At 45.4% G+C, this 23,994-nt stretch carries 23 protein-coding genes and 1 other annotated feature; of the genes, 19 read left to right on the top strand and 4 right to left on the bottom strand.

Annotation, left to right across the window (positions count from 1 at the left end; translation table 11 throughout):
- The first annotated feature begins 3 nt into the window (after window positions 1-3).
- From V7M78_RS16335 to V7M78_RS16260, 16 genes are all read left to right on the top strand, one after another.
- Window positions 4-855 (top strand): carbohydrate ABC transporter permease, encoded by an 852-nt coding sequence (locus V7M78_RS16335; RefSeq protein WP_333651427.1) that lies wholly within the window; start codon window positions 4-6, stop codon window positions 853-855.
- Between the two features lie 266 nt (window positions 856-1,121).
- A complete protein-coding gene (locus V7M78_RS16330) occupies window positions 1,122-2,117 on the top strand; it encodes a reverse transcriptase family protein (RefSeq protein ID WP_333651426.1) in 996 nt (331 codons plus the stop codon).
- 59 nt (window positions 2,118-2,176) lie between these two features.
- Window positions 2,177-2,821 (top strand): N-acetylmuramoyl-L-alanine amidase family protein, encoded by a 645-nt coding sequence (locus V7M78_RS16325; RefSeq protein WP_333651425.1) that lies wholly within the window; start codon window positions 2,177-2,179, stop codon window positions 2,819-2,821.
- 130 nt (window positions 2,822-2,951) lie between these two features.
- Window positions 2,952-5,054 (top strand): elongation factor G, encoded by a 2,103-nt coding sequence (locus V7M78_RS16320; protein WP_333651424.1) that lies wholly within the window; start codon window positions 2,952-2,954, stop codon window positions 5,052-5,054.
- Window positions 5,055-5,238: 184 nt separating this feature from the next.
- The gene (locus tag V7M78_RS16315) at window positions 5,239-6,207 is read left to right on the top strand and encodes an SIS domain-containing protein (protein ID WP_333651482.1); all 969 of its coding nucleotides are present in this window, start codon (window positions 5,239-5,241) and stop codon (window positions 6,205-6,207) included.
- Window positions 6,208-6,210: 3 nt separating this feature from the next.
- On the top strand, window positions 6,211-7,092 hold the full coding sequence (locus tag V7M78_RS16310) for a YitT family protein (protein ID WP_333651423.1): 882 nt from the start codon (window positions 6,211-6,213) through the stop codon (window positions 7,090-7,092).
- A gap of 29 nt (window positions 7,093-7,121) precedes the next feature.
- On the top strand, window positions 7,122-8,117 hold the full coding sequence (locus tag V7M78_RS16305; protein ID WP_333651422.1) for an SIS domain-containing protein: 996 nt from the start codon (window positions 7,122-7,124) through the stop codon (window positions 8,115-8,117).
- Window positions 8,118-8,248: 131 nt separating this feature from the next.
- Window positions 8,249-8,986, top strand: a complete 738-nt coding sequence (locus tag V7M78_RS16300) for a GntR family transcriptional regulator (RefSeq protein WP_333651421.1) — start codon at window positions 8,249-8,251, stop codon at window positions 8,984-8,986.
- Window positions 8,983-9,816, top strand: a complete 834-nt coding sequence (locus tag V7M78_RS16295; RefSeq protein ID WP_333651420.1) for a sugar phosphate isomerase/epimerase family protein — start codon at window positions 8,983-8,985, stop codon at window positions 9,814-9,816. Before V7M78_RS16300 ends, V7M78_RS16295 begins: the two co-directional genes overlap by 4 nt.
- Window positions 9,817-10,001: 185 nt before the next feature.
- Window positions 10,002-10,937: a PfkB family carbohydrate kinase gene (locus V7M78_RS16290; RefSeq protein ID WP_333651419.1), complete on the top strand. Its 936-nt coding sequence runs from the start codon at window positions 10,002-10,004 to the stop codon at window positions 10,935-10,937.
- A gap of 40 nt (window positions 10,938-10,977) precedes the next feature.
- Complete coding sequence (locus tag V7M78_RS16285) at window positions 10,978-12,324, top strand: ABC transporter substrate-binding protein (RefSeq protein WP_333651418.1); 1,347 nt, start codon at window positions 10,978-10,980, stop codon at window positions 12,322-12,324.
- Between the two features lie 84 nt (window positions 12,325-12,408).
- A complete protein-coding gene (locus V7M78_RS16280; RefSeq protein WP_333651417.1) occupies window positions 12,409-13,281 on the top strand; it encodes a carbohydrate ABC transporter permease in 873 nt (290 codons plus the stop codon).
- A 10-nt stretch (window positions 13,282-13,291) separates the two neighbouring features.
- Complete coding sequence (locus tag V7M78_RS16275; protein ID WP_333651416.1) at window positions 13,292-14,113, top strand: carbohydrate ABC transporter permease; 822 nt, start codon at window positions 13,292-13,294, stop codon at window positions 14,111-14,113.
- A gap of 62 nt (window positions 14,114-14,175) precedes the next feature.
- Entirely contained in the window at window positions 14,176-15,090 is a 915-nt protein-coding gene (locus V7M78_RS16270) for a CPBP family intramembrane glutamic endopeptidase (RefSeq protein ID WP_333651415.1), read from the top strand.
- A 46-nt stretch (window positions 15,091-15,136) separates the two neighbouring features.
- Window positions 15,137-15,388 (top strand) — a binding site (T-box leader).
- 92 nt (window positions 15,389-15,480) lie between these two features.
- Window positions 15,481-17,895, top strand: coding sequence for a leucine--tRNA ligase (leuS, locus tag V7M78_RS16265; RefSeq protein WP_333651414.1), 2,415 nt, complete (start codon window positions 15,481-15,483; stop codon window positions 17,893-17,895).
- Between the two features lie 351 nt (window positions 17,896-18,246).
- Window positions 18,247-19,581: a uracil-xanthine permease family protein gene (locus V7M78_RS16260; RefSeq protein WP_333651413.1), complete on the top strand. Its 1,335-nt coding sequence runs from the start codon at window positions 18,247-18,249 to the stop codon at window positions 19,579-19,581.
- 83 nt (window positions 19,582-19,664) lie between these two features.
- Here the strand turns inward: V7M78_RS16260 and V7M78_RS16255 are convergent, their stop codons facing one another.
- Complete coding sequence (locus V7M78_RS16255) at window positions 19,665-19,952, bottom strand: hypothetical protein (protein ID WP_333651412.1); 288 nt, start codon at window positions 19,950-19,952, stop codon at window positions 19,665-19,667.
- A gap of 56 nt (window positions 19,953-20,008) precedes the next feature.
- Window positions 20,009-20,551 carry a hypothetical protein gene (locus V7M78_RS16250; RefSeq protein WP_333651411.1) on the bottom strand — a complete coding sequence of 181 codons (543 nt, stop codon included), beginning with the start codon at window positions 20,549-20,551 and terminating at the stop codon, window positions 20,009-20,011.
- Window positions 20,552-20,627: 76 nt separating this feature from the next.
- On the opposite strand from V7M78_RS16250, the gene V7M78_RS16245 reads away from it, so the two are divergent.
- Window positions 20,628-20,780, top strand: coding sequence for a hypothetical protein (locus V7M78_RS16245; protein ID WP_333651410.1), 153 nt, complete (start codon window positions 20,628-20,630; stop codon window positions 20,778-20,780).
- A 54-nt stretch (window positions 20,781-20,834) separates the two neighbouring features.
- Here V7M78_RS16245 and V7M78_RS16240 read toward each other — a convergent pair whose 3' ends face one another.
- Window positions 20,835-21,101: a hypothetical protein gene (locus V7M78_RS16240; protein ID WP_333651409.1), complete on the bottom strand. Its 267-nt coding sequence runs from the start codon at window positions 21,099-21,101 to the stop codon at window positions 20,835-20,837.
- A gap of 184 nt (window positions 21,102-21,285) precedes the next feature.
- On the opposite strand from V7M78_RS16240, the gene V7M78_RS16235 reads away from it, so the two are divergent.
- Window positions 21,286-22,437, top strand: coding sequence for an AI-2E family transporter (locus V7M78_RS16235; RefSeq protein ID WP_333651408.1), 1,152 nt, complete (start codon window positions 21,286-21,288; stop codon window positions 22,435-22,437).
- A 53-nt stretch (window positions 22,438-22,490) separates the two neighbouring features.
- On the opposite strand, the gene V7M78_RS16230 is transcribed toward V7M78_RS16235, so the two are convergent.
- Window positions 22,491-22,727 (bottom strand): polya polymerase, encoded by a 237-nt coding sequence (locus V7M78_RS16230; protein ID WP_333651407.1) that lies wholly within the window; start codon window positions 22,725-22,727, stop codon window positions 22,491-22,493.
- A 111-nt stretch (window positions 22,728-22,838) separates the two neighbouring features.
- Here V7M78_RS16230 and V7M78_RS16225 point away from each other — a divergent pair, with 111 nt between their 5' ends.
- Window positions 22,839-23,876 (top strand): P1 family peptidase, encoded by a 1,038-nt coding sequence (locus V7M78_RS16225; protein WP_333651406.1) that lies wholly within the window; start codon window positions 22,839-22,841, stop codon window positions 23,874-23,876.
- Window positions 23,877-23,994: the final 118 nt, after the last annotated feature.

The following is a 23,994-nucleotide window of genomic DNA, read 5'->3' as shown; positions in this document are numbered from 1 at the left end:
TTTATGGGAATGCATACAAAGAAAAAAATAAATTCTATAAGGTTTCATATTGGAGCATGCCTTATTGGCTTTCTGATGATTTATCCTTTACTCTGGCTTTTGGCCAGTTCCTTTAAAAGCAATGAAACCATGTTTTTGGATACCTATTCTCTTATACCCAAAGTATGGGATGGGCAAAAGAATTACCGCAGCGGTTTTGCCGGTGTGGGCGGTGTAACATTTGCCACATTTTTCATGAACTCTCTGACAGTGACAGTAATAGGAACCGGGGGATGTGTGTTAACTTCCTTGCTTGCCGCCTATGCTTTATCCAGAATAAAATTTAAGTTTTCCGGATTGTGGTTTGGCTGTGTCATGATGACCATGATGATCCCGCCTCAGGTCATGGTGGTGCCCCAATACATTATTTTGAAAAAACTTAATTTAATTGATACAAGAACAGCACTGATTTTGCCATGGTTCTTTGGTGGCGCATTTTTTATCTTCCTGATGGTCCAGTTTTTCAGGGGAATTCCACGGGAATTGGATGAAGCGGCCGAAATTGACGGATGTGGAAAAATCGGAATTCTATTCCGTATTCTGGTACCAGTGGTAAAGCCTGCCATTATAACCTCCTCCATCTTTGCTTTTTACTGGATATGGCAGGATTTCTTCCAGCCTTTGATCTTTATGAACAGTGCCAGTAAGTTTACTATCCCCCTGGCGCTTAATATGTACCTGGACCCTAATTCTTATAATAATTACGGTGGTTTGTTTGCCATGTCTGTTATTTCACTTCTGCCAGTCATTATTTTCTTCATTATTTTTCAGCGGTATCTGGTAGATGGGATTGCCATGGACGGCATTAAGGGATAGGAATAGGACAGTTTGGGTAGAATTTCCTAATCTCCTGTGATAGAATGTATGGAAACAACAGAAGCAATAGTATTTCCGGAATCAAACATATCCGGCCGGGCAGCGAGTCGCTGCCGGGAAATTCAAGGCATAGAGACAGGCCGCAAGCTGCTGCAAGGTACTACTGCACATTGCATGTGCTTCCGCCTGGGGCTCGTACATCTTCGCATCTTACGGCATCAGGTTTGTATTGCTTCTGTTGTTTCTAAGGGGAAAGAGTGAAGCTTATGAATCAGACGGATTTATGGAAATATTGTACATCAGAACATTGCAGGGACATGCTGTTATCTTTTGGCTTGCTGAGAAACACCGGCTGGTCTGATAAAAAGGTAATGGCATGTCTTTATGCTTTCAGCAACCATACGGAGAGACATTACCATGCCGTCCATATTGCTGGGAAAAACGGGAAAGTGCGCAGGCTTTTGGTGCCGGACAAGATGCTGATGAAAATACAGAGGAATATCCTTCATCACATCCTGGACGTGTATCCGGTTTCCGGATGTGCCACGGCTTACCGAAAGGGTACAGGAGTGGCAGACAATGCCAGGGTCCACAAAGGAAAATATGTGGTGGTCAAGCTGGATATAAAGGATTTCTTCGGGAGCATTTCCTTTCCCATGGTGTATAAGAATGCCTTTCCCGGCCATCAATTTCCTTCGGCAGTGAGAACCATGCTCACATCCCTATGCTGTTATAAAGAGTTTCTGCCCCAAGGCGCACCCACTTCACCGGCGATTTCCAATCTGGTTATGAAGCCTTTTGATGAATATATGGAGAAATGGTGTAAAGATAAAGCAATTTCCTACACAAGGTACTGTGATGATATGACCTTTTCCGGAGACTTTAATCCGGGTCAGGTAATCAGGAAGGTTTCCAGCTTCTTAGATACCATGGGATTTGAATTAAATGAAGCTAAGACCAGGATATTATACCGCAACACAAGGCAGGCGGTTACAGGAATTGTGGTCAATGAAAAAGTACAGGTTTCCAGGGATTACAGGAGAAAGCTGCGCCAGGAGGTTTTTTACTGCCTGAAATATGGGGTAAAATCCCATATGGAGAAAAGTGGAATTAGTGAAGAGATGACGGAAAACCAGTATCTTCTTTCCCTATTGGGGAAAATACAATATATCCTTCTTGTAAATCCGGAGGATCAATGGTTTCGGGAAGCAAGAGAGGAATTGTGCCAGTCATTTACTTCAGATCATTCTGAATTTATTTAAACTGGTAATTTTTCCATATATTTGATATAATGAAACAAAAGACCTGGAGGGGGTAAAAAATGAGAAAGTTATGTAAAAAGCTGGCTGTTTATGGAATATGCGGTCTCATTGCATTTGGGGGACTGCCTATGGTATCAGAGGCTCATTCAGGCAGGACTGATGCAAACGGGGGCCATCGGGACAACCAAAATAAAAGTGGATTAGGAAGCTATCATTATCACTGCGGCGGATATCCGGCCCATCTTCATCCCAATGGGGTATGTCCTTATAAGTCCGGCAATTCCGGAAGTCAGAATCAGGGAAGAGAAAACTCTGGAAGCACTGCATCAAAACCTGCTGAAACAGCAAGTCAGCCGGTTCAGAATGAGACGAGCCAGGTTACGTCGGGCTGGCAGCAGGATGGGATTGGGTGGAAGTATGGAAATGGAGACGGATCTTTCGTAAAAGACAGTTTTTTATTGGTAGATGGGACATGGTATTACTTTACCCAGGACGGCTACATGGTAACAGGATGGAAGCTGGTGGCTGATGACTGGTATTACTTTACTCCGGATGGCCGTATGGTAACGGGCTGGCAGCAAATTGGTGAAGGCTGGTATTATTTTGACAACAGCGGACATATGGTTACCGGAGATGTTATTATAGGAGAAGAGTACTACTATTTTGATAATGACGGAAAGCTGATCGAGGATTATGAGGATTGAGATTAGAAAAGATACCAAATAGAAAAACCAGTAAAAAATGTTTGTGCAAATTGCACCTTTTGCTTGCAATTATAAGACATTTTTAGTAAAATATCCTCATAGACTTAAATACCGAACAGGAGGAATGTTTATGAACGTGTATGGAACCAAACAAATCCGTAACGTCGCCTTACTTGGGCACGGGGGCGCCGGTAAAACTACCCTGGCAGAAGCTATGGCGTTAGTGACCGGAGCCATCAGCAGAATGGGAAAAGTTACCGATGGCAATACCATCAGCGATTATGACAAAGAAGAGATCAAGAGACAGTTCTCTATCTCCACTTCCCTGATTCCCTTGGAGTTTACAGGAGAAGAAGGTCCTATTAAAATCAATCTGCTGGATACTCCGGGATACTTTGACTTTGTAGGAGAAGTCGAAGAGGCCATCAGCGTTGCGGATGCAGCAGTAATCGTAGTAAACTGTAAGGCAGGAATTGAAGTCGGTACTTATAAGGCATGGGAGCTTTGCGAAAAGTACAGGCTGCCCAGACTTTTCTTTGTAACAAATATGGACGACGACCATGCAAGCTACCGTGAGTTGCTGCTTAAGCTGGAAAAAGAATTCGGAAGAAAGATTGCGCCGTTCCACCTCCCCATTCGTGAGAATGAAAAGTTCGTAGGTTTTGTCAATGTGGTAAAGATGGCCGGCAGGCGCTTCACCACCAACAGTGATTATGAAGTATGCGAGATCCCGGAATACAGCCAGAAGAACTTAGGAATTGCCCGGGAAGCTCTTATGGAAGCAGTAGCAGAGACCAGTGAAGAATATATGGAGCGTTATTTCTCAGGAGATGAGTTTACAGTAGAAGAGATTTCTGCTGCTCTCAGAGAACACGTGACAGAAGGAAATATTGTTCCCGTTATGCTGGGTTCCGGAATCAATGCCCAGGGTGCTAAGATGGTGCTTCAGGCCATTGACATTTATTTCCCGGCACCTGACCATTATGAGTGCATCGGCGTGGATGTTTCCACAGGAGAGCGCTTTACCGCTAAGTATAACGATCAGGTATCTTTATCTGCCCGTGTATTTAAGACCGTTGTAGACCCGTTTATCGGAAAGTATTCCCTGATGAAGATCTGTACCGGTGTTTTAAAACCCGATTCCTCTATCTATAATGTGAATAAGGACACTGAGGAGAAGATAGGAAAGGTTTATCTGTTAAGAGGAAAAGATGTCATTGAAGTTCCGGAATTAAAGGCCGGAGACATTGGAGCCGTATCCAAGCTGAATGTGACCCAGACCGGGGACACCATTGCCATGCGTTCCGCTCCCATCGTATACCATAAACCGGAAATATCGACTCCATACACATATATGCGCTATAAGACCAAGACAAAGGGCGATGATGACAAGGTTTCCAATGCTCTTTCCAAGCTGATGGAAGAGGATTTAACCTTAAAGACCTTCAATGATTCAGAAAACCGTCAGTCCCTCGTATACGCCATCGGTGACCAGCAGTTGGAAGTGGTGGTAAGCAAGCTGTTAAACCGCTACAAAGTAGACGTTGAACTGAGTAAGCCTAAATTTGCTTTCCGGGAAACCATCCGTAAGAAAGTGGAGGTTCAGGGCAAGTATAAGAAGCAGTCCGGCGGACATGGACAGTACGGCGATGTAAAGATGACATTTGAGCCCTCCGGTGATCTGGAAACTCCTTATATCTTTGAGGAAAACGTTTTTGGCGGAGCTGTTCCGAGAAACTACTTCCCGGCAGTTGAAAAGGGAATTGCAGAGTGTGTCTTAAAAGGACCTTTGGCCGCTTATCCGGTAGTGGGCATAAAAGCCACTTTGACAGACGGTTCTTACCATCCGGTAGACTCTTCTGAATTGGCATTTAAGATGGCGGCTACCATGGCCTTTAAAAAGGGCTTTATGGATGCAAACCCGGTTCTCTTAGAGCCCATTGCTTCCTTAAAGGTTACTGTACCGGATAAATTTACCGGCGATATTATGGGAGACTTAAACCGCAGAAGAGGCCGTGTTCTGGGAATGAATTCCAATCACTTCGGAAAACAGGTGATCGAAGTGGACGTGCCGATGTCTGAACTGTTCGGATATAATACGGACTTACGTTCCATGACAGGCGGTATGGGAGTTTTTGAATATGAATTCAGCCGCTACGAACTGGCTCCTGGTGATGTTCAGAAGAAGGAAGTAGAAGAGCGTGCTTCCAAGGTTGACAGGGACGAAGTATAAGTAAAAAATAAGGAATAGACAAATACACAAGGGAAAGCCCGCCAACTGGAAAAAAATCCAGTTGGCGGGCTTTTTGTATGTATTAAATTATAATGGTATTTCTTTATATAATGTACAATATATATTGACAATGTATTATATTTGTTATATATTGTTTTATATAAAAGAAGGAGGGTATACCATGATGGAACCAAAACAGATTATTGAATCAATTAAGGAAACAATGCCGGTTGTAAAGTCCGTGTATTTTGTAGGCTGCGGTGCATCAAAGGCAGAGCTTTACCCCGGAAAATATTTTTTAGAGGCCAATGCAAAGGAGATCCGGGTCGGCCACTATACTGCAAATGAGTTTTTGTATGCTACTCCGGCAGCAGTGGACGAGACAGCAATCGTCATTACCTGCTCTCTGGGAGGAAATACGCCTGAAACCGTTGCAGCTTCCAAAAAAGCCATGGAACTGGGAGCAAAGGTAATCGCAATTACCCATGCAGAAGGTTCCCCATTGGCAAAACATGGTCATTATGTGATTGTCCATGGCTTTGAGAAAAATTATGCTGCCAAGCTTGAGAAGATGACCAATGTATTAAGTCTGGCCGTGGAAATCCTGAACCAGTATGAGGGGTATGTCCACTACGATAAGATGCAGGAGGGATTCAGCAAAATCTACGGTCTCATTGAAAAGGCAGTATCCTTTGTTCTTCCACCTGCCCAGGCGTTTGCAAAAGATTACAAGGACGCACCCATGATCTATGTTATGAGTTCAGGGGCCACCCAGGAAGTTGCCTATTCCTTCTCCATCTGCCTTCTGATGGAAATGCAGTGGATTAACTCCGGTTCCTTCCATACGGGAGAATTCTTCCATGGACCTTTTGAAATCGTTGATAAGGATGTTCCTTTCATCTTATTGATGAATGAAGGGCGGACAAGAGCCTTAGATTCCAGAGCTTTAGACTTCTTAAACCGCTTCCAGGCAAAGACAACGGTTTTAGACGGAAAGGATTTCGGTGTTGGTTCCGAGCTTCCTTCCCCGGTTGCAGAATACTTCAATCCAATGGTCTTAACCGCAGTACTTCGCGTCTATGCAGAACAGTTATCCATAGCCCGGAGCCACCCATTGACAAAGAGAAGATATATGTGGAAGCTGGAATATTAATCCATGGGAAAAACACTGCAAAGAGAAACTTCCAACATGTTCTGGGCGATTTTAGGAGTAGTGTTTTTTGCGGCTGCCTACCGGTGGTTTCTGTTTCCTTCCAACCTCTACAGCGGAGGATTTACAGGGATTTCCCAGCTTTTCAAGCTGCTGCTTACAGAGGCTGCAGGCATTGGCGTGCCGGAAGCCATGGACCTTACGGGAATTATTTTCTGGTGCATCAATCTTCCCCTGCTTTTGCTTGGGTATAAGAGCATCGGAAAGAAATTTCTCTACAGGACAATCATAGCGGTATGCATTCAGTCGGTTCTGCTGACCTTTATTCCTGCTCCGAAAGAGCCTTTGTTCAGTGATGAGCTGTTAAACAGTATGATCGGAGGGGCTTTATCAGGACTGGGGGTAGGAATCACCTTAAGGGCGGGTAGCTCCGGCGGAGGTGTAGATATACTGGGGATGTACTGTGCCAAAGAGTATCCGGATTTCAGCGTGGGAAAGATCAGCGTAATCATCAATGCCTTCATCTATTTCATTGCAGCCATGCGCTATGATTTGGAGGTTGCAGCATATTCCATGGTTTTTGCCATTGCGGCAGGGATGATGACAGACCGGGTTCATTACCAGAATATTAAAGTGTCCGCATTTATTGTTACAAAAAATAAAGCATTGGGAGAGAATATCAACCGTTCCATGAACCGGGGCGTGACAAGCTGGAGTGGCTGGGGAGAATACAGCCGTCAGGATGAGGTAATACATATGGTGGTGGTGAATAAATACGAGCTGCAGGCATTAAAGAGGCTGATCCGCCAGGAGGACCCCGATGCTTTCGTCCAGATTATATCTCCGGATATGATTTTGGGACATTTTGAAAAACGGCTGGAAGTTTAATCAATAAGACAATCAACAGGAGGAAAGCAATGTTTAATTTTGACGAGGCAAGGGTGAGGCAGGAGCATCAAAACGGGGTGGATATCATTCCGAAAACGGAAAAGATCATTGACCAGGTGTGCGAAGAAGGATATTCCAATATCTTTTATATCGGCATCGGAGGAACTGTTTTATATGCAAACCAGATGATGCACATTGCCAAGCAGTTAGGCTCCAGACTTCCCATTTATATTGAAAATGCGGCGGATTTTAACCTGGTGGGCAATCCCCTTTTTGACAGCAGGTCCATTGTGGTCATTGAATCTATTTCAGGAGACACCAAGGAAGTGGTGGAGTCGGTGGAAAAGGTGCGGGCAGCAGGAGCCAGGGTGATCGGTTACGTGGAAAAGGAAGGAACCCCCTTATATGAATTGTGCGACCATCTTGTGACCACGGTAGGCGGAGGATATTATTTCTGGTACACCGTAACCCTGCGTTTCATGAAGAATGCAGGCCAGTTTGACAAGTATGACCAGTTCTTTAAAGAAATCGTACATATGCCGGATAACATTGTACAGGTATATAAGGACGCTGATGAGGATGCAAAAGCCTATGCGGAGAAATACTGCGACGAGCCTATCACCTATCTGGTAGGATCGGGAAATCTGGAGGACTGGGCGGTCTGCTACGGCATGTGCATCATGGAAGAGATGCAGTGGATGCGTACAAGACCCATTTCAGCGGCCAACTTCTTCCACGGAACCCTTGAGGTGATTGAACGGGATATTCCTGTCATACTGATCAAGGGAGAAGATATGACAAGGCCCCAGATGGAACGGGTGGAGAAGTTTGTCAACAAGGTCAGCGCCAAAGTCATTGTATTTGATACCAAGAAATTCCGTTTAGATGGCATCAGCGATGAGTTCAGGGGAATCCTTGCACCCATTGTCATGCGCTCCGCTTTTCAGCGGATCAACGTGCATCTGGAACACTACAGAAGGCATCCCCTGGCTATCAGAAGATACTATAAAAGACTGGACTATTGATGGCTTAAAACGTGAAAAATTTGACGTTTTCCATGGCGAAAAAACCTTCCGTGTGGTATGATACAATATATCAGTCTAAAATGGTCTGGCGCCCCATGGGTATTCAGACCATTTTAAGGAGGAAGGTTTATATGTCAGAAGTGGTGAGGGACACAGTGGTGCCTCTTTATCTTCAGATCGCTGAAGATATTAAATCAAAAATCAGAAACGAAGAAATTAAGGCAAATACCAGGATTCCTACGGAGCTGGAATTGAGCGAGTCATATCAGGTGAGCAGGATCACCATAAGAAAAGCGCTGGAGCTTCTGGTAGATGAAGAGATATTGGTCCGTAAACAGAGAATCGGGACATTTGTTTCCAATAAAAAGATGTCCAGAAGTTTAAACAGCTTTATGGGGTTTTCCCAAAGCTGTGAATTGGCGGGAAATAAAGCGGGAACGAAATTTCTCTCAGCCGAGCTGGTGAAAGCCATGCCGTCCGATGTGAGAACCTTGAATTTAACGGAAGATGACAAGGTCATCCGCATCAGGCGCTTAAGGTATTGCAACGATGTTCCAGTGATTTTAGAGGAGAATCATTTTCCCAGAAAGTATGCATATCTGCTGGCCGAGGACTTAAACGGGTCCCTGCACCAGCTTCTGTCAGACCACGGAATTATCCTGACCAGCGGCGCAAAAACCATCGGGATATGCCATGCCACCAGGGAGGAAGCAAAGCACCTGGAAGTAAAGGAAAATGACGCTTTGATCCTGTCCAAAGATATTGCTTACGATTCCGCAGGAGAGCCGGTTTACAGCGGAAAGGAAATTGTCAATGCGGACCGCTACGAGTATAAAATATTGACAAGCAATATGATGAGGGAAAAATGAAAGGGATTAATCGCAATCAAATTGCAATCATGAATATTCAGTATAAATATTTTCCCCTGACCCGTTTTTTAGATGATGCAGTTGCAAATGGTGTGAAAAATATTGAATTGTGGGGAGCAGAGCCCCATTTTCACCTGGAGGATATGACCTATAAGGAAATATCCGCAATACGCCGGGAGATCGAAAGCAGGAACTTGAAGCTGGTCTGTTTTACACCGGAACAGTGCGTATATCCTGTCAATCTGGCGGCACCGTCTTTGGCGGCAAGGAGGAGAAGCATACGGTTTTTTGAGGACAGCATCAGGGCGGCAGGAGAGCTTGGCTGCAATAAGGTCCTTGTTACGTCAGGTACCGGATATTTTGACGGAAGCAATTACGACGACGCCTGGAATTGGTCGGCGGAGAACTTACACGGTTTGGGAGAGCTTGCCAGGCACTACGGAGTGACATTGGCCCTGGAGGTGCTCAGGCGTGATGAAAGTAATCTGGTGTATGATTTACCCACCTTAAAGAACATGCTTCAGGAATTGAATCACGACTCCATAGGAGGAATGATTGATACCATACCCATGGCCCTTGCAGGAGAGCATCCGGCCCAGTATTTAGAGGCTTTGGGGGAAAAGCTGGTTCATGTCCATTTTATTGACGGAGAGCCCAGGGGGCATTTGGCCTGGGGAGATGGGATACTGGATATGGAACAGTATTTAACAGAGTTTGATGACTTAGGATACCAGGGGTATTTGTCTCTGGAAATTACAGACGGAAGATATTTTATGAATCCCTCCAAATCTGTGGAGCAGAGCATCCGCCGTTTGTATTCTGTATTGTAGAACATGCTGCATTATGGCTGTTGCACTGACTGGTGCGGCAGCCTTTTTACATTTCTGGAGCTATGGAGTATATTTATATAAAAATAATAAAATATATTAATACAAGGCTTGATTAATTGTGGTAAATATGATATAACAATATAGAACAATATTGGATAACAATATATATAAATACGGGGGAACTTATGATCAAAGTATTAGGGATTGGAGATAATGTATGTGATAAATATCTTCATACGAAAACAATTTATCCTGGCGGAAATGCCTTGAACATTGCAGTGTTCGGAAAATTGTTCGGCGCCCAGGCAGCATACCTGGGAACCTTCGGTGACGATGAAGTGGGGCAGCACGTATATTCAGTGGTAAAGGAGCTGGAAATTGACATATCCCACTGCAGGCTGGAAGAGGGGGAAAACGGCTGTGCCAGGGTTATGCTGGTAGATGGAGACAGGGTATTTCTCAAGGGAAACAGGGGAGGGATTTCCAGAATTAAGCCTCCGGTTCTCACGAAAACTGATGAACAGTACATATCAGGCTTTGATTTAATCCATACCAGCATTCACAGCTTTATGGAACAGGAACTTCCGAAAATCAGACAAGCCGCCGGCTTTGTTTCCATGGACTTTTCCGACCGGTACGACGAGGCATATTTAAAATTATGCTGTCCCCATATTGACTGCGCTGAGATTTCCTGCGGTGATATGGAAGAGGAAGAAATTCAAAAGACCATGGAGCAGATTATGGAATTTGGCTGCAGGCATATGATAATCGCCACAAGAGGGGCCAAGGGGGCCGTTGTGATGGTGGATGGAAAGATATATGAACAATCTCCCTGTCTGATTAAGGCCAGAGATACCATGGGGGCGGGAGATTCCTTCATCGCCTGTTTTCTCATTCACTATCTGGAAGGAATGAAATCAGCTGTTGATTTCAGTTCCCAGTCAGGCAGCAGGGGAATCGTTACAGCAGAGGAATATAAGGATATGTTAATTCGAATCAGTCTTTACCGTGCAGCGGTATTTTCATCTAAACAGTGCCAGCGGGATGGGTCCTTTGGATTCGGAAAGGAAATTCAGCTGACGGAGGAAGATCTGAGGGTGATGAATATGCAAAATATGTAACGGGTCCGGCAAAAGCAGGGCCTGGGGAAAGGAGAGCATTATGAAAAGAGGAGTATTAAAAAGGGCATTATGTGGGGGATTGGCCGCGGTAATGGTATTGTCCATGGCAGCATGCGGAGGAGGGACAGGAACTACGGCTGTCAATTCAACCGAAGAAAAAACCACTGAGGCAAAGGCCTCCGGGGAGCAGAAGGTGATTAAGTTCATGCACCGTTTCCCTGATGAACCTTATAACAGCTTTATTGAGTCCAAGCTTCATGAGTACGAGGCCATGCATCCGGAAATCAAATTTGAAATCACCAGTGCACAGAACCAGGAGTATAAGGAAAAGATTAAAATTGTAGTAGGGGGAGACGACACCCCTGATATTTTCTTTAGCTGGGTGGGAGATTTTACGGAACGGTTTATCCGCGAAGACCTGATTCTGGATTTGACTCCTTATATGGAGGCTGATCAGCAGTGGAAGGATTCCTTAATTGAGTCCCAGATTGAACAATACATAAATAAAGACGGAATGCTTTACGGAATTCCTTTCCGCCTTGACTGCAAGCTGTTTTTCTATAACAGCAAGATCTTTGAAGAAAACAATATTGAAGTGCCAAAGACCTGGGATGAGTTTATGGCTGCCTGCGAAACCTTAAAAGCAGCGGGAATCACCCCTATCGCATACGGCAACCAGGAGCCGTGGTCAGCTTCCCACTACATCGGAACCTTGAACCAGATATTCGTTCCCGATGATGTGAGGGCCAAGGATTATGATCCTGCCAGCGGTGAATTTACCGATCCGGGCTATGTGGAAGCGCTGAAGCATTATCAGTCCCTCCTTCCTTATATGACAGAGAATCCAAACGGCGTGAAGCCGGATATGGGAAGAACCAATTTTGTTATGGAAATGGCGGCTATGTACTATGCCGAGCTGATTGAAATTCCATATATCAAGCAGGATAATCCGGATATGAATTTCGGTATGTTTAACTTCCCCAAGGTGGAAGGCGCAAAAGGAAACCAGGATATTCTGACAGGCGTTCCGGAAGGCTTTGTAGTATCCTCCAAGACCCAGTATCCCGATGAGTGCGTGGAGTTCTTAAAGTGGTTCCTTGGCAAAGAAGTGGGAACTCAGCAGTGCCAGGAAATCGGCTGGTTCAACGCTGCAAAGGGAACGACAGAAGGGCTGACAGACACCGCATTGCTGGACGGATATCAGGCGGTTATGGATGCAAAGGCCATGAGTGCATGGCTGGATAACGCCCTGTATTCAACGGTTTGTGACGAATATCTGACAACCGTATCCGATTTGACAAACGGCGACATCACGCCGGAAGAAGCGATGGCAAAGATCCAGGTAAAAGCAAAAGAAGCACAGACCCTTGTTGGTACCGGAAAGTAAAAGGACACGGCCAGAGTGACGGTTTGGCAGGCAGGCTTTTGATTTTTAAAAGCCTGCCTATATTTGAAGAAAGATGGTGAAGGTATGAGAACAAGGAAACGTACACCGTATTTGTATATGCTGCCAGGGGTTTCGCTGGTTCTGTTTTTTGTTTATGTTCCGGTTTTGATGAATGTTGTATACAGTTTGTTCAGGCTGTCTTCTTATTCCGCCGGGCAGACCTTTGTGGGGCTGAACAATTATAAGAGGTTTTTTGCGGATCAGGTTTTTCCCATTATGCTTAAGAATAATATAGCCTACTGCCTGATTTCCCTGCTGGTTCAGGTAGGCTTTGGAACCATACTGGCACTGATATTGGAGAGCAATGCAATCGGAGGAAGGGCAAAGAACTTTTTCCGGAATGTTTATTATATTCCGGCATTGATTTCCTTAACTGCTGTGGGCCTGATGTTCACATTTATCTATGAGCCTAATATAGGCTTTATCAATAACTTATTAAAGGCGGTCAACCTTCCTGCAAGGGGCTGGCTTGGGGATTCCAAGCTGGCGATTTACTGTATCATAGCCATGAGCCAATGGCAGTTTACGGGATACATCACCCTTCTCATGGTGGTGGCTTTCCAGAACGTACCCCAGGAATACATAGAGGCTGCGTCCATTGACGGCGCAGGGCCTTTTAAACGGGCAATCAGCATCATGATTCCCCAGGCCAAGGAACAGCTTCTCGTCTGTACCATTATCACCATCATCGGCGCATTTAAGCTTTATACGGAAGTTTATGCCACCACCAGCGGCGGGCCTGGAAACAGCTCTCAGGTGCTGGGCCTGTTTTTATACCAGCAGGCATTTTTGCACGATGATTTGGGAATGGCGGCAGTGACAGGTGTTTTTATTTTCTTCATAACCGTAACCCTTTCGGTCATTCAGATCAAGCTGACCAATTCCGGTAAAGAGTAGGAGGTGGACTATGAAAAAGACTGTTACAAAGGTGGTCTTAAACCTGCTGTGCATTGTCATATGCATCATAATCGTTGCGCCTCTTGGGTGGATTATCTTAAATTCCCTGAAGACAAACCAGGAACTGTTTAAAAATTCTCTGGCTCTGCCGGGAATCTGGAAGTTTGATAATTACATCAAAGCCTGGAAAATGGGGCTTTACCGGTATTTTGGAAACTCCCTTTTAGTCAGCAGCATATCGCTGGCAGGAATTCTCTCTGTCTCCTCGTTTCTGGCCTACGGGCTGACCCGGTTCAAGGCCAAGGGGAGCAGTATTATCTTTATTATAGTATTGGGAGGAATGGCCCTGTCGGAGCAGATCGCCCTGGTGCCTTTGTATAAGATTCTCAAGGCATTGAATATTTACAATACGTATGCTGCGGTAATTCTTCCATATATTGCATTCCGTATCCCGTTTACCGTTTTTCTCATGAGGGCCTACTTTATATCTATTCCCGTGGAACTGGAGGAAGCTGCCGTAGTGGATGGGTACAACAGCTTTCAGATTTTTATGAAAATCATTATGCCCATCAGCAAGCCAATATTTGCTTCCTGTGCCATTGTAAACCTCAACTTCGTATGGAATGAGTTCCTGTTTGCCAATGTGTTCTTAAATAACAAAAAGATTCAGACCATTCCCATCGGCCTGATGACATTTAAAGGGGATTTGAAAATTGACTATACAACTACCCTGGCAGGGCTTGTCATCGCTTCGCTGCCGTTGATTATTTTATTCATCTGCATGTCCAGGCAGTTTGTAAGGGGACTTACCAGCGGAGCAGTCAAGGGGTGACCGGGGAATTGCGCTTTTATATGAATTATGATAAACTGTCAGAAACAGGAGGTAGCAGCATCGTGGATGACAGAAAAGAAGCGTGGAAAACATTTTCAAGAATCGGAGGCGGGTATGCAATATTTTTGCTTGTGACATTTGCTCTTCAGGTTCAGATGAGTATATTGACAGCAGTGCTGTTTCGTTTTGGGATAGATATAACCTTTAAGGACTGGTATGTGCCTGCCTCTTCCCTGGCTGTTTACTGCCTGGGCGGAGGGCTTACCTACTTGGTTGTAAGGGATATGCCGGTTTTTAAGGGCCCGGAAGGAGAAAAGGCCGGAGTTAAAATGCTGACAGCCGGTTTTTTCATCTGTATCAGCGCATTATTTTTCGGAAACCTGATCAGTCTGGGGCTGATGAGTATGGTTTCTGCCATTTCAGGCAAACCTATGGTCAATCCCCTTTCAGAGGTTCTGGAAAATTTAAGCAGCTGGTCCATCCTTATTACCATGGTGGTCATGGCTCCGGTGTTTGAGGAAATTCTTTACCGGAAGGTGCTCATGGGCAGGATCCGCCAGTATGGGGATAAGGCAGCTATTTTAGTGTCCAGCTTTGTCTTCGGGCTGAGTCACGGTAACTTTTACCAGTTCTTTTATGCCTTTGGAATCGGGCTGGTTTTTGGGTATATTTATATCAGGACAGGAAAGCTTCGCTATACCATCGTGTTTCATATGGTAATTAATTTTATGGGGTCTTTTGTAGCCCTTCGTGCGGCAGGTTCTTTATGGTTTTCAGCTCTTTATTCCCTGTTTATCCTGGGAGGGGCAGCGGCGGGAACAGTTCTGTTTTTTACCAGCCGCAAAAAGCTTCGCCTGGAGCCTGGAATAACGGAAATCTGGGGAAGGGGCGGCTTTCGGGTCATGTTTTTAAATTTGGGAATGGTGATATTTTTCCTGACGGCAGCGGCGGCTTTCCTTATTTCGGAGATTTCATAAAATGCAGTTGACACTTTTCGCCAATTATGTTACATTTGGATTTAGCAAAAATACGTTGAAGAGGAATAGTAAGCAATCTGAAACATGCAGAGAGCCGGCGGCTGGTGAAAGCCGGTTGTAGAGGATGGCTGAACTCGCCTTTGAGTAGCGTGCTGAAGGAAAGAAGACTTTCTGTGTAGGCACTGCCGGCTTCCCGGCCGTTACAGCGGGCGGATATGTCTATTGTGACATATTCAGCGAGAGCATACAAATTGTATGAAATAGAGTGGTACCACGCGGTATATCCTGCGTCTCTATGCTGTCCTATTGATGGCTTGAGACGCTTTTTTATTTTATCCGCAGTATATGAAACAGGGGAAATCCCTTTCACAGAAGGAGGAAATTTTTATTATGGCAGCATCATACAATCACAGTGCCATTGAAAAGAAATGGCGTGAGAACTGGGAAAAGAATCCCATTAATGTGGACGACGGAACAAAACCAAAATATTACTGTCTGGACATGTTCCCATATCCGTCAGGAAGCGGTCTTCACGTTGGACACTGGAGAGGCTATGTTATCTCCGACGTTTGGAGCCGGTATCAGATTTTAAGGGGTAATTACGTCATTCACCCTATGGGCTGGGACGCCTTCGGGCTTCCGGCAGAAAATTACGCCATCAAGATGGGCGTTCATCCTGCCAAATCTACAGCAGAAAATGTATCTAACATCAAGCGTCAGATCAACGAAATCGCAGCCATTTATGACTGGGATATGGAAGTCAACACCACAGATCCGGGCTTTTACAAATGGACCCAGTGGATTTTTGTGCAGATGTTCAAAAAGGGCCTGGCTTATGAGAAGGAATTCCCAATCAACTGGTGTCCTTCCTGTAAAACAGGACTGGCAAACGAAGAAGTGGTAAATGGAAGCTGTGAGCGCTGCGGCACTGCAGTTACAAAGAAGAATTTAAGACAGTGGATGTTAAAGATTACAGCCTATGCCGATCGTCTGTTAAATGACCTTGATAAGCTGGACTGGCCGGAAAAGGTTAAAAAGATGCAGTCTGAGTGGATTGGAAAATCCTACGGCGCGGAAGTGGACTTTAAGGTTGACGGAAGAGAAGAGGCCATTACCGTTTATACCACAAGACCTGACACCTTGTACGGCGCAACCTTTATGGTTCTGGCACCGGAACACGACCTTGCAGCAGGACTTGCCACTCCTGAGACCAGGGAAGCAGTTGAAAAGTATATTTACGATGCGTCTATGAAATCCAACGTGGACCGTCTTCAGGATAAGGAGAAAACAGGCGTATTTACAGGAAGCTATGCCATCAATCCTTTAAATGGAGCAAAGGTTCCCATCTGGCTTTCTGATTACGTTCTTGCCGATTACGGTACAGGAGCCATCATGTGTGTGCCTGCCCACGATGACAGGGACTTTGAGTTTGCAAAGAAATTCAATATCCCCATTGTCCAGGTTATTTCAAAGGATGGAATAGAAATAGAAGATATGACAGAGGCCTATACCGAAGCCAGCGGAATCATGATCAATTCCGGAGAATGGAACGGCATGGAGTCTGCTGTTTTGAAAAAAGAAGCTCCTGCCATGATCGAGGAGAGAGGCCTTGGAAAGAAGACCGTCAACTTCAAGCTGCGCGACTGGGTATTTTCCAGACAGCGTTACTGGGGTGAGCCGATTCCCATTATCCACTGTCCTCACTGCGGAAATGTTCCAGTTCCCGAGGATCAGCTTCCTCTTACTCTGCCTGAAGTAGAAAGCTACCAGCCAACAGGCACAGGAGAATCTCCTCTGGCAGACATTGAAGAGTGGGTTAACACCACCTGTCCGGTGTGCGGCGCTGCTGCAAAGAGAGAGACAAACACCATGCCTCAGTGGGCCGGTTCCTCCTGGTATTTCCTCCGCTATGTGGACAGCCACAATGACAAGGAACTGGTATCCAGGGAAAAGGCTGATAAATACCTTCCGGTGGATATGTATATCGGCGGCGTGGAGCATGCGGTGCTTCACCTTCTGTACTCCCGCTTCTATACTAAGTTTTTGAACGACATCGGTGTTGTGGACTTTGACGAGCCGTTTACCAAGCTGTTCAATCAGGGTATGATCACCGGAAAGAACGGAATCAAGATGAGTAAATCCAAGGGAAATGTGGTTTCTCCTGATGAGCTGGTACGGGATTACGGCTGTGATTCTCTCCGTATGTATGAGCTTTTCGTGGGACCGCCGGACCTGGATGCAGAGTGGGATGACAGAGGAATTGAAGGCGTCAGCCGTTTCCTGGGCCGTTTCTGGAATCTGGCGACAGAGAGTTGCGGAAAGGAAATTGAGCCTGACAAGGATATGCTCCGCCTGCGCAACAAGCTGATCTTTGATATTGACCAGCGTTTTAACCAGTTTAACTTAAATACGGTTATTTCCGGATTTATGGAGTATAACAACAAGCTGATTGACCTGGCGAAGAAGACAGGAGGCATTGACAGGGAGACATTAAAGACCTTTGTGATTCTTCTGGCACCCTTTGCTCCTCATATTGGAGAAGAGTTATGGCAGCAGCTTGGCGGCAGCGGTTCTGTGTTCCATGCCCAGTGGCCGGTATGCGATGTAGAGGCCATGAAGGATGATGAAGTGGAAATCGCAGTCCAGGTAAATGGAAAAACCAGGGCAGTGGTAAAGCTTCCGGCAGATGTGTCAAAGGAAGATGCCATTGAAGCAGGAAAGACCCTGATCCAGGATAAAATGACCGGAACCATTGTAAAAGAAATTTACGTTCCCGGAAGAATTATCAACATTGTATGCAAATAATCAGGAGTAAGTTTCGACAAACTTCTACCTAAAAATTTTTTAGATTTTGTAAGAATCCACTGTAATTATAACGTAAAAAAGTGCTTAAATCGGGCATTTAACCCCGATTAAGGCACTTTTTTAAATGCTGAGTTCTAAGGAAATAAGAACATCTTAAGAAAAAATGTGGTAAAAATGTAAAAAGAAGTTGGGAAAATAAAAAAAAGACTATACAATTTAACAAATATGTTGTATTATATACCTATGTCTTCAAAAGGAGCGTGATGAGTATCAACGAGAGGATTGGAGCATGAAAAATTTTTATATTCAAATCAACATTCTATTTAAAGAACAGGAAAGGAAAGAAAAATTATGAGTGCTAAGTCAGTAAAAGGTGCGGATGCCGCATTATTTCAACTGGAAGGAAAACCGAGCTGGGGGGCAGCAACACCGCAGGCATTGCAGCATGTATTAGCCATGCTTGTAGGAAACATCACTCCTCCTATTTTAATTGCCCAGCTGCTTCAACTTCCTGAAGAAGAGAAAATTCTGTTAATGCAGGCTGCTATGGTTATTGGTGGTATCACTACATTGATACAGTTGTTCCCTATTATGGGATTTGGTATGGGTCTTCCCAACGTTATGGGTGTTGCTTTTGCCTACATGCCTATTTTGACTGCTATCGGTATGAGTTACGGAATCCGTGCCATCTTTGGTGCCCAGCTTGTAGGAGCTTTTTCTTCTATCTTCATCGGTTTGGCAATGGGTAAGATTCGTAAGTTCTTCCCGCCAATCGTAAGCGGTACGGTAGTTCTCAGTATTGGATTGTCCTTATACGGTACTGCAATCAACTACATGGCAGGCGGAAATGCTAATGCTGATAACTTTGGTGAGCCTAAGTATTGGCTTATCGCCCTGATCACTCTTGCAGTTACTCTTGCATGTAACTTATTTGGAAAGGGATACGTTAAAGTATCCGGTATGCTGATCGGAATTGGTACAGGTTATATTTTATCTATGGTTTTCGGCGGCATGGTAAAATTCGAAGGTGTTGCAACTGCAAACTGGATTGCACTGCCAAGATTTGTTCACTGGGGACTTGAATTCCATCCTTCAGCAATTCTGGCAATGATCATTATGTACATTGTACAGGCAGTACAGACCATCGGTGATGTTTCCTCCACTGCAATCGGTGCTTTTAACAGAGAAGCAGCTGATAAAGAAATCGGCGGAGCTATCATGGGCCAGGGTGTCTGCGGTATGCTTGGTGCTCTTATAGGCGGTCTTCCAACTGACCCATACAGCCAGAACGTAGGTCTTATCGTAACCACTAAGGTTGTTGCAAAGAGAGTTTTCGTAATTGTAGGTGCTATCATGATCGTTGCAGGTCTTTGTCCTAAATTCGGAGCTGTTATGACAACAATTCCTTACCCGGTTCTCGGAGGTGCTACTGTTACAGTATTTGCGGCCATCACCATGTCAGGTATTCAGCTGATCACAGAGCAGCCTATGAATTACCGCAATAAGATGATCGTTGGTATTTCACTGGCTCTTGGTGTAGGTATCACTACTGCATCCAAATCTCTTCAGTTTGCATCACAGGATATTCGGAACATCATCGGAAACTCACCAATCGTTCTGTCTTTCCTGGTATCCTTCTTACTGAACATCATTGTTCCTGCAGATGATACTGCAGAACAGGAATAATATAAGAGAGTAGCCTGATTCAGAGCTACATAACAAAACAAGGACATTATGGCCATTTGTTTCAGGCCATAATGTCCTTGTTTTTACTTATTTCCGCGCCTGGAGAGGTTTCTGGAAAGAAGGCGGAGTGTTTCCATACGCTTCCGTTCGTTTTCACTCATGTTGGCGCTCATGATGGACATGAGGAGGTCTGTTTCTTCATCGTTGAATTGGATGCCCTTTTGGCTGGCCTCTGCATTTAAGCTGAGGAGAGTTGGGAGGAGCTGGTCCTTGGGAACGGATTCCACCCGTTTTGCAAATTCAGTCAAAAGGGAAATTTTCTGAGGATTCATTTTTTTTAATCTGGGGTCTTGTTTCCAGTTGGTATTCATGGGTTTTGATACATCCTTTCTTTGCGGATATGTAAACGGGGGAAGGGTGAAGCCTTTTAGCCCATCTGCTGCATGGCAGACATCATAAGCTGCATGGTCTCGAAACGGGACTGCTGTTCCGGCGGCATAAAGTTCTTGATCTGTTCCAGGGAAAGCCGTCCAAATGGATTGTTATTCTGGCGCTGGTGGTTTTGGTTCTGGGTCCTGCTTTGTCCGTCTGACTGGGCCTGGACAGGAATGGTGGAGCCAGGGATTGGGTCGGAGAAAGCGCCTGCCAGTTTAAAGCCCTGCATGAAATTGATGATGAGATCAATGAGATCTTGTTCTGACGGACTTCCAAAGGGCTTGATGGTGTTCAGCATGTCAATGGGAAAGTCAGACTGTTCCTTTTCCGGAGGAGCAGAGAGTCCCATGGCGGCCACTTCTCCGTCTTCAAATAAGTTAACGGTGCGGCGAAGCTCGTCGAATTTGATGTAAAAGGAGAAAAAGCGCTGCTGGGGAACACTCATATAGGGCAGGGCGGCCTTCATCATATGAAGGTGGTTGTCGCCGATGAGGGCATCCAAGTCATTTGCCTGGAGATTTTGTTCATTGTTCATAGCATGACATCCTTACTTTTCTTGTTGACAATATATGCGTCTGCATATATTAGTATTACAGGAGAGTGATTAAGATATGAGAAGCCGATTGATTATAGATGGAAATGCAGTATACGAAATTGACGAGGAATGTATGAAGAGAAAGCAGAACAAAAAGCCGGATACCAGAGGAGGAAATGGCCAGGGTTCCCTTGGAAGACAGGGAGGGAATCAGGGACAGAGCCAGTAAGAGAAAAAACAACGCCCGGTCCATGAAAGGACCGGGCGTTGTTTTATGTTCTGTTTAGCAGCAGAAGTTATTTCCGCCTCCAAAGCCGCCAAAGCCGCCGCCGCCGCAGCAGCAGAGAAGAATGATGATCCAAATCCAACTGCCACCATCATTTCCGCCGCATCCGCTGTTACAGCTTCCGCCGCCAAAGCCATTGCCGCCGCCACAGAAGCAAAGGATCAAGATCAGCCAGATTAAATTTCCACCGCATCCGCTGTTGTTGCATCCTCCACTGTTGCAGTCACATCCGCATCCACAGTTAGTTGCTGCCAGATCACTCATATTGGTTCCTCCAATTAAATTGTTTACACTGTAAGTGTATGAATATTGGCTTGCCACTGTTTCCATATTTTTCTAAAATTTTAGAAATCATGTGATTGAACTTATCCAGAAGTTGTGTATAATGAAAGAAAAAGGGAAAAACCGAACCGGTTTTATCTGTAAGGGAGTATAAAAGGAGACAGGAATGGAATTAAATGACAGTACTATTAAAAAAATAAGGGGCCTCATCGTATTTGCTGTGGCAGCGGTGGTGATCGGCTGGAATTACAGCCGGGTGCTGGCTCTTGGTGTGAAGCTGATTGGGTTCATTACCCCTTTTCTTGTGGGAGGAGTTATGGCCTTTATTTTAAATGTACCTATGAAGTGGATTGAAAAGATGCTTCCATTAAATGAAGACAGCAAGCTGCGCAGGCCTTTAAGCCTGTGTCTGACCCTGATTCTGGTGATCGGGATTCTGATTTTAGTCACCTTTGTGGTAATGCCTGAGCTTTTCCATACGGTTTTAAGCTTGCAGTACAGCATCCCGGCCTTTCTGACAGGGGTCAAGGAGGAGGCGGAGAAGATGTTCGCCTTAAATCCGGAGATTGGAAATTATATCAACAGCATCCAGGTTGACTGGAAATCCTTTCTGGAAAAGGTAGTGGGCTTTCTGACGACAGGCGCGGGGACTGTCTTATCCTCTACCTTCTCTGCCGCCATGTCCATTATCAGCGGTGTGACCACCTTTGGAATCGGGCTTGTTTTTGCTATTTATATTCTGCTCCAGAAGGAAACCTTATCACACCAGATTAAGAAACTGATGGCGGCTTTTCTTCCGGAGGAGGCCACGGTTCAGACCCTGGGGCTTTTAAAGCTGACCAATGACACCTTTTCCAATTTCCTTGCGGGCCAGTGCCTGGAGGCGGTGATCCTTGGAACCATGTTTTTTCTGGCCCTGTCAATATTCCGCCTTCCCTATGCCCTTCTCATCGGAGTGCTGATCGCATTTACCGCGCTGATCCCCATGTTTGGAGCATTTATTGGGCTGGCTATCGGAGCATTTTTGATGCTGATGGTAAGGCCCTTGGATGCCCTTATATTCGTTATTATATTCCTGGTGCTTCAGCAGATTGAAGGAAATTTGATTTATCCCCATGTGGTAGGAAATTCTGTAGGCCTTCCTTCTATCTGGGTTTTGGTAGCTGTAACCATAGGAGGCAGCGCCCTGGGAATCGTGGGAATGCTGGTATTCATCCCCCTCTGCTCCGTCCTGTATACGGTGCTTCGGGAGGTTGTGAATAAGAGACTGGAGAACAGAAAGAAGCAGAAGAGACAAAAGATTGTCAAACAGCCGTAAATACAAAGGACATTCTGAATCAGCAGTCTGATTTCAGAATGTCCTCTTTGCCATTATTCACCCTGATACATGTACTTGATCAAACGTTCCATGTCTTCCGGTTCATGGGCAACCAGCTCCAGCTCATTGATGATGCCGTTGGAGAAAATGGTAGCCATGGAAAGATACTGGCTGAGCTTGGACTTTAAGTTGATGCGGTCCCCTTCGTTGGAAACCAGTTCAACGGTCCCTTTGCACTGCTCAATGACTTTAAAGAACTTCTCTACATCTGTAATGTTTTGAACCTTCATATTAATATCCTCCTTTGGGAAAAACGGTAAAAAATGTTATTTTACACATTTTTATTATATCAAGGTTTGATCTGACCTACAACATCAAAAAGAAAAAGAAAGGGAAACATCATGAAAAGAATTCGGGAATACGGCATTGAGATCGGAAACCTGGCTCCGGGTCCTCTCAATAAAATTACAGACGTAGAGGGTGTTTTGGTGGGACATGAAACCTTGGACACGGAACATCACAAGACAGGAGTGACGGTTATCCTGCCGTGCAGGGACAACCCCTTCGTGACAAAGCTGACCGCAGCCGCCTACGTTCACAACGGTTTTGGAAAGAGCCAGGGACTGGTTCAGCTGGAGGAACTGGGAACCTTAGAAACTCCCATTGCTCTGACCAATACTTTAAATGTAGGGAAGGTTCACGATGCCCTGGTGGATTTGATTCTGGAACAGTGCGCCGGGGAGGGGGTGGAAGTCACCTCTGTAAATCCGGTGGTGGGAGAGTGCAATGACTCTGTTTTAAACCGGATTCAGGACAGGCCGGTGGGAACAGAGGAAGTGAGACGGGCGGTAAAGGCGGCAGAAAAGGATTTTAAAGAAGGAGCCGTAGGAGCGGGCTGCGGCACGGTCTGTTTCGGCTTAAAGGGAGGGATCGGCTCCGCCTCCAGAATGTTTGAAATAGGGGGAGAAACTTATACCCTTGGAGCGCTGGTACAGTCTAATTTCGGAAGTACGGAAGATCTTATGATCAATGGCAAGCCGGTGGGCAAGGAAATTGTCTCCCTTACAGAGCCGGCAGTTCTTGACAGGGGCTCCATTATGGTCATCATGGCGACAGATCTGCCGGTTTCTGACCGGCAGCTAAAGAGGATTTTAAAACGGGCCGGGGCCGGGCTTTCCAGGACAGGGTCTTTCATGGGCCATGGAAGCGGGGATATTGTCATCGGCTTTACCACGGCAAACCGGATACCGGAAAAAATGGAAAAAGAACTGCTGACTCTCCGGATTCTTAAAGAAGAAGCTCTGGAAACAGCCTTTCGGGCTGCGGCAGAGGCTACGGAGGAAGCAGTTCTTAATTCTCTTGCCATGGCGGAAACCATGACGGGATACAGAGGGAAGGTGAAGCATTCCCTGACGGACTTATGGCTTTCTAAGCTGTAGTGATATTTATAACAGGGGGGCAGTGCCATTTATAACAGGCAGCAGTGCCATTCATAATTTGGCGAAAATGCCGCCAAATTATTCATGAGGGCGTTCCGCCCTATAGAAAAGTTGGCGG

The organism is Lacrimispora sp. (genome assembly GCF_036758025.1).
Lineage (GTDB): Bacteria > Bacillota > Clostridia > Lachnospirales > Lachnospiraceae > Lacrimispora.
The sequence above is the reverse complement of the archived record's forward strand: the minus strand, read 5'-3'. Positions and strand labels throughout refer to the sequence as shown.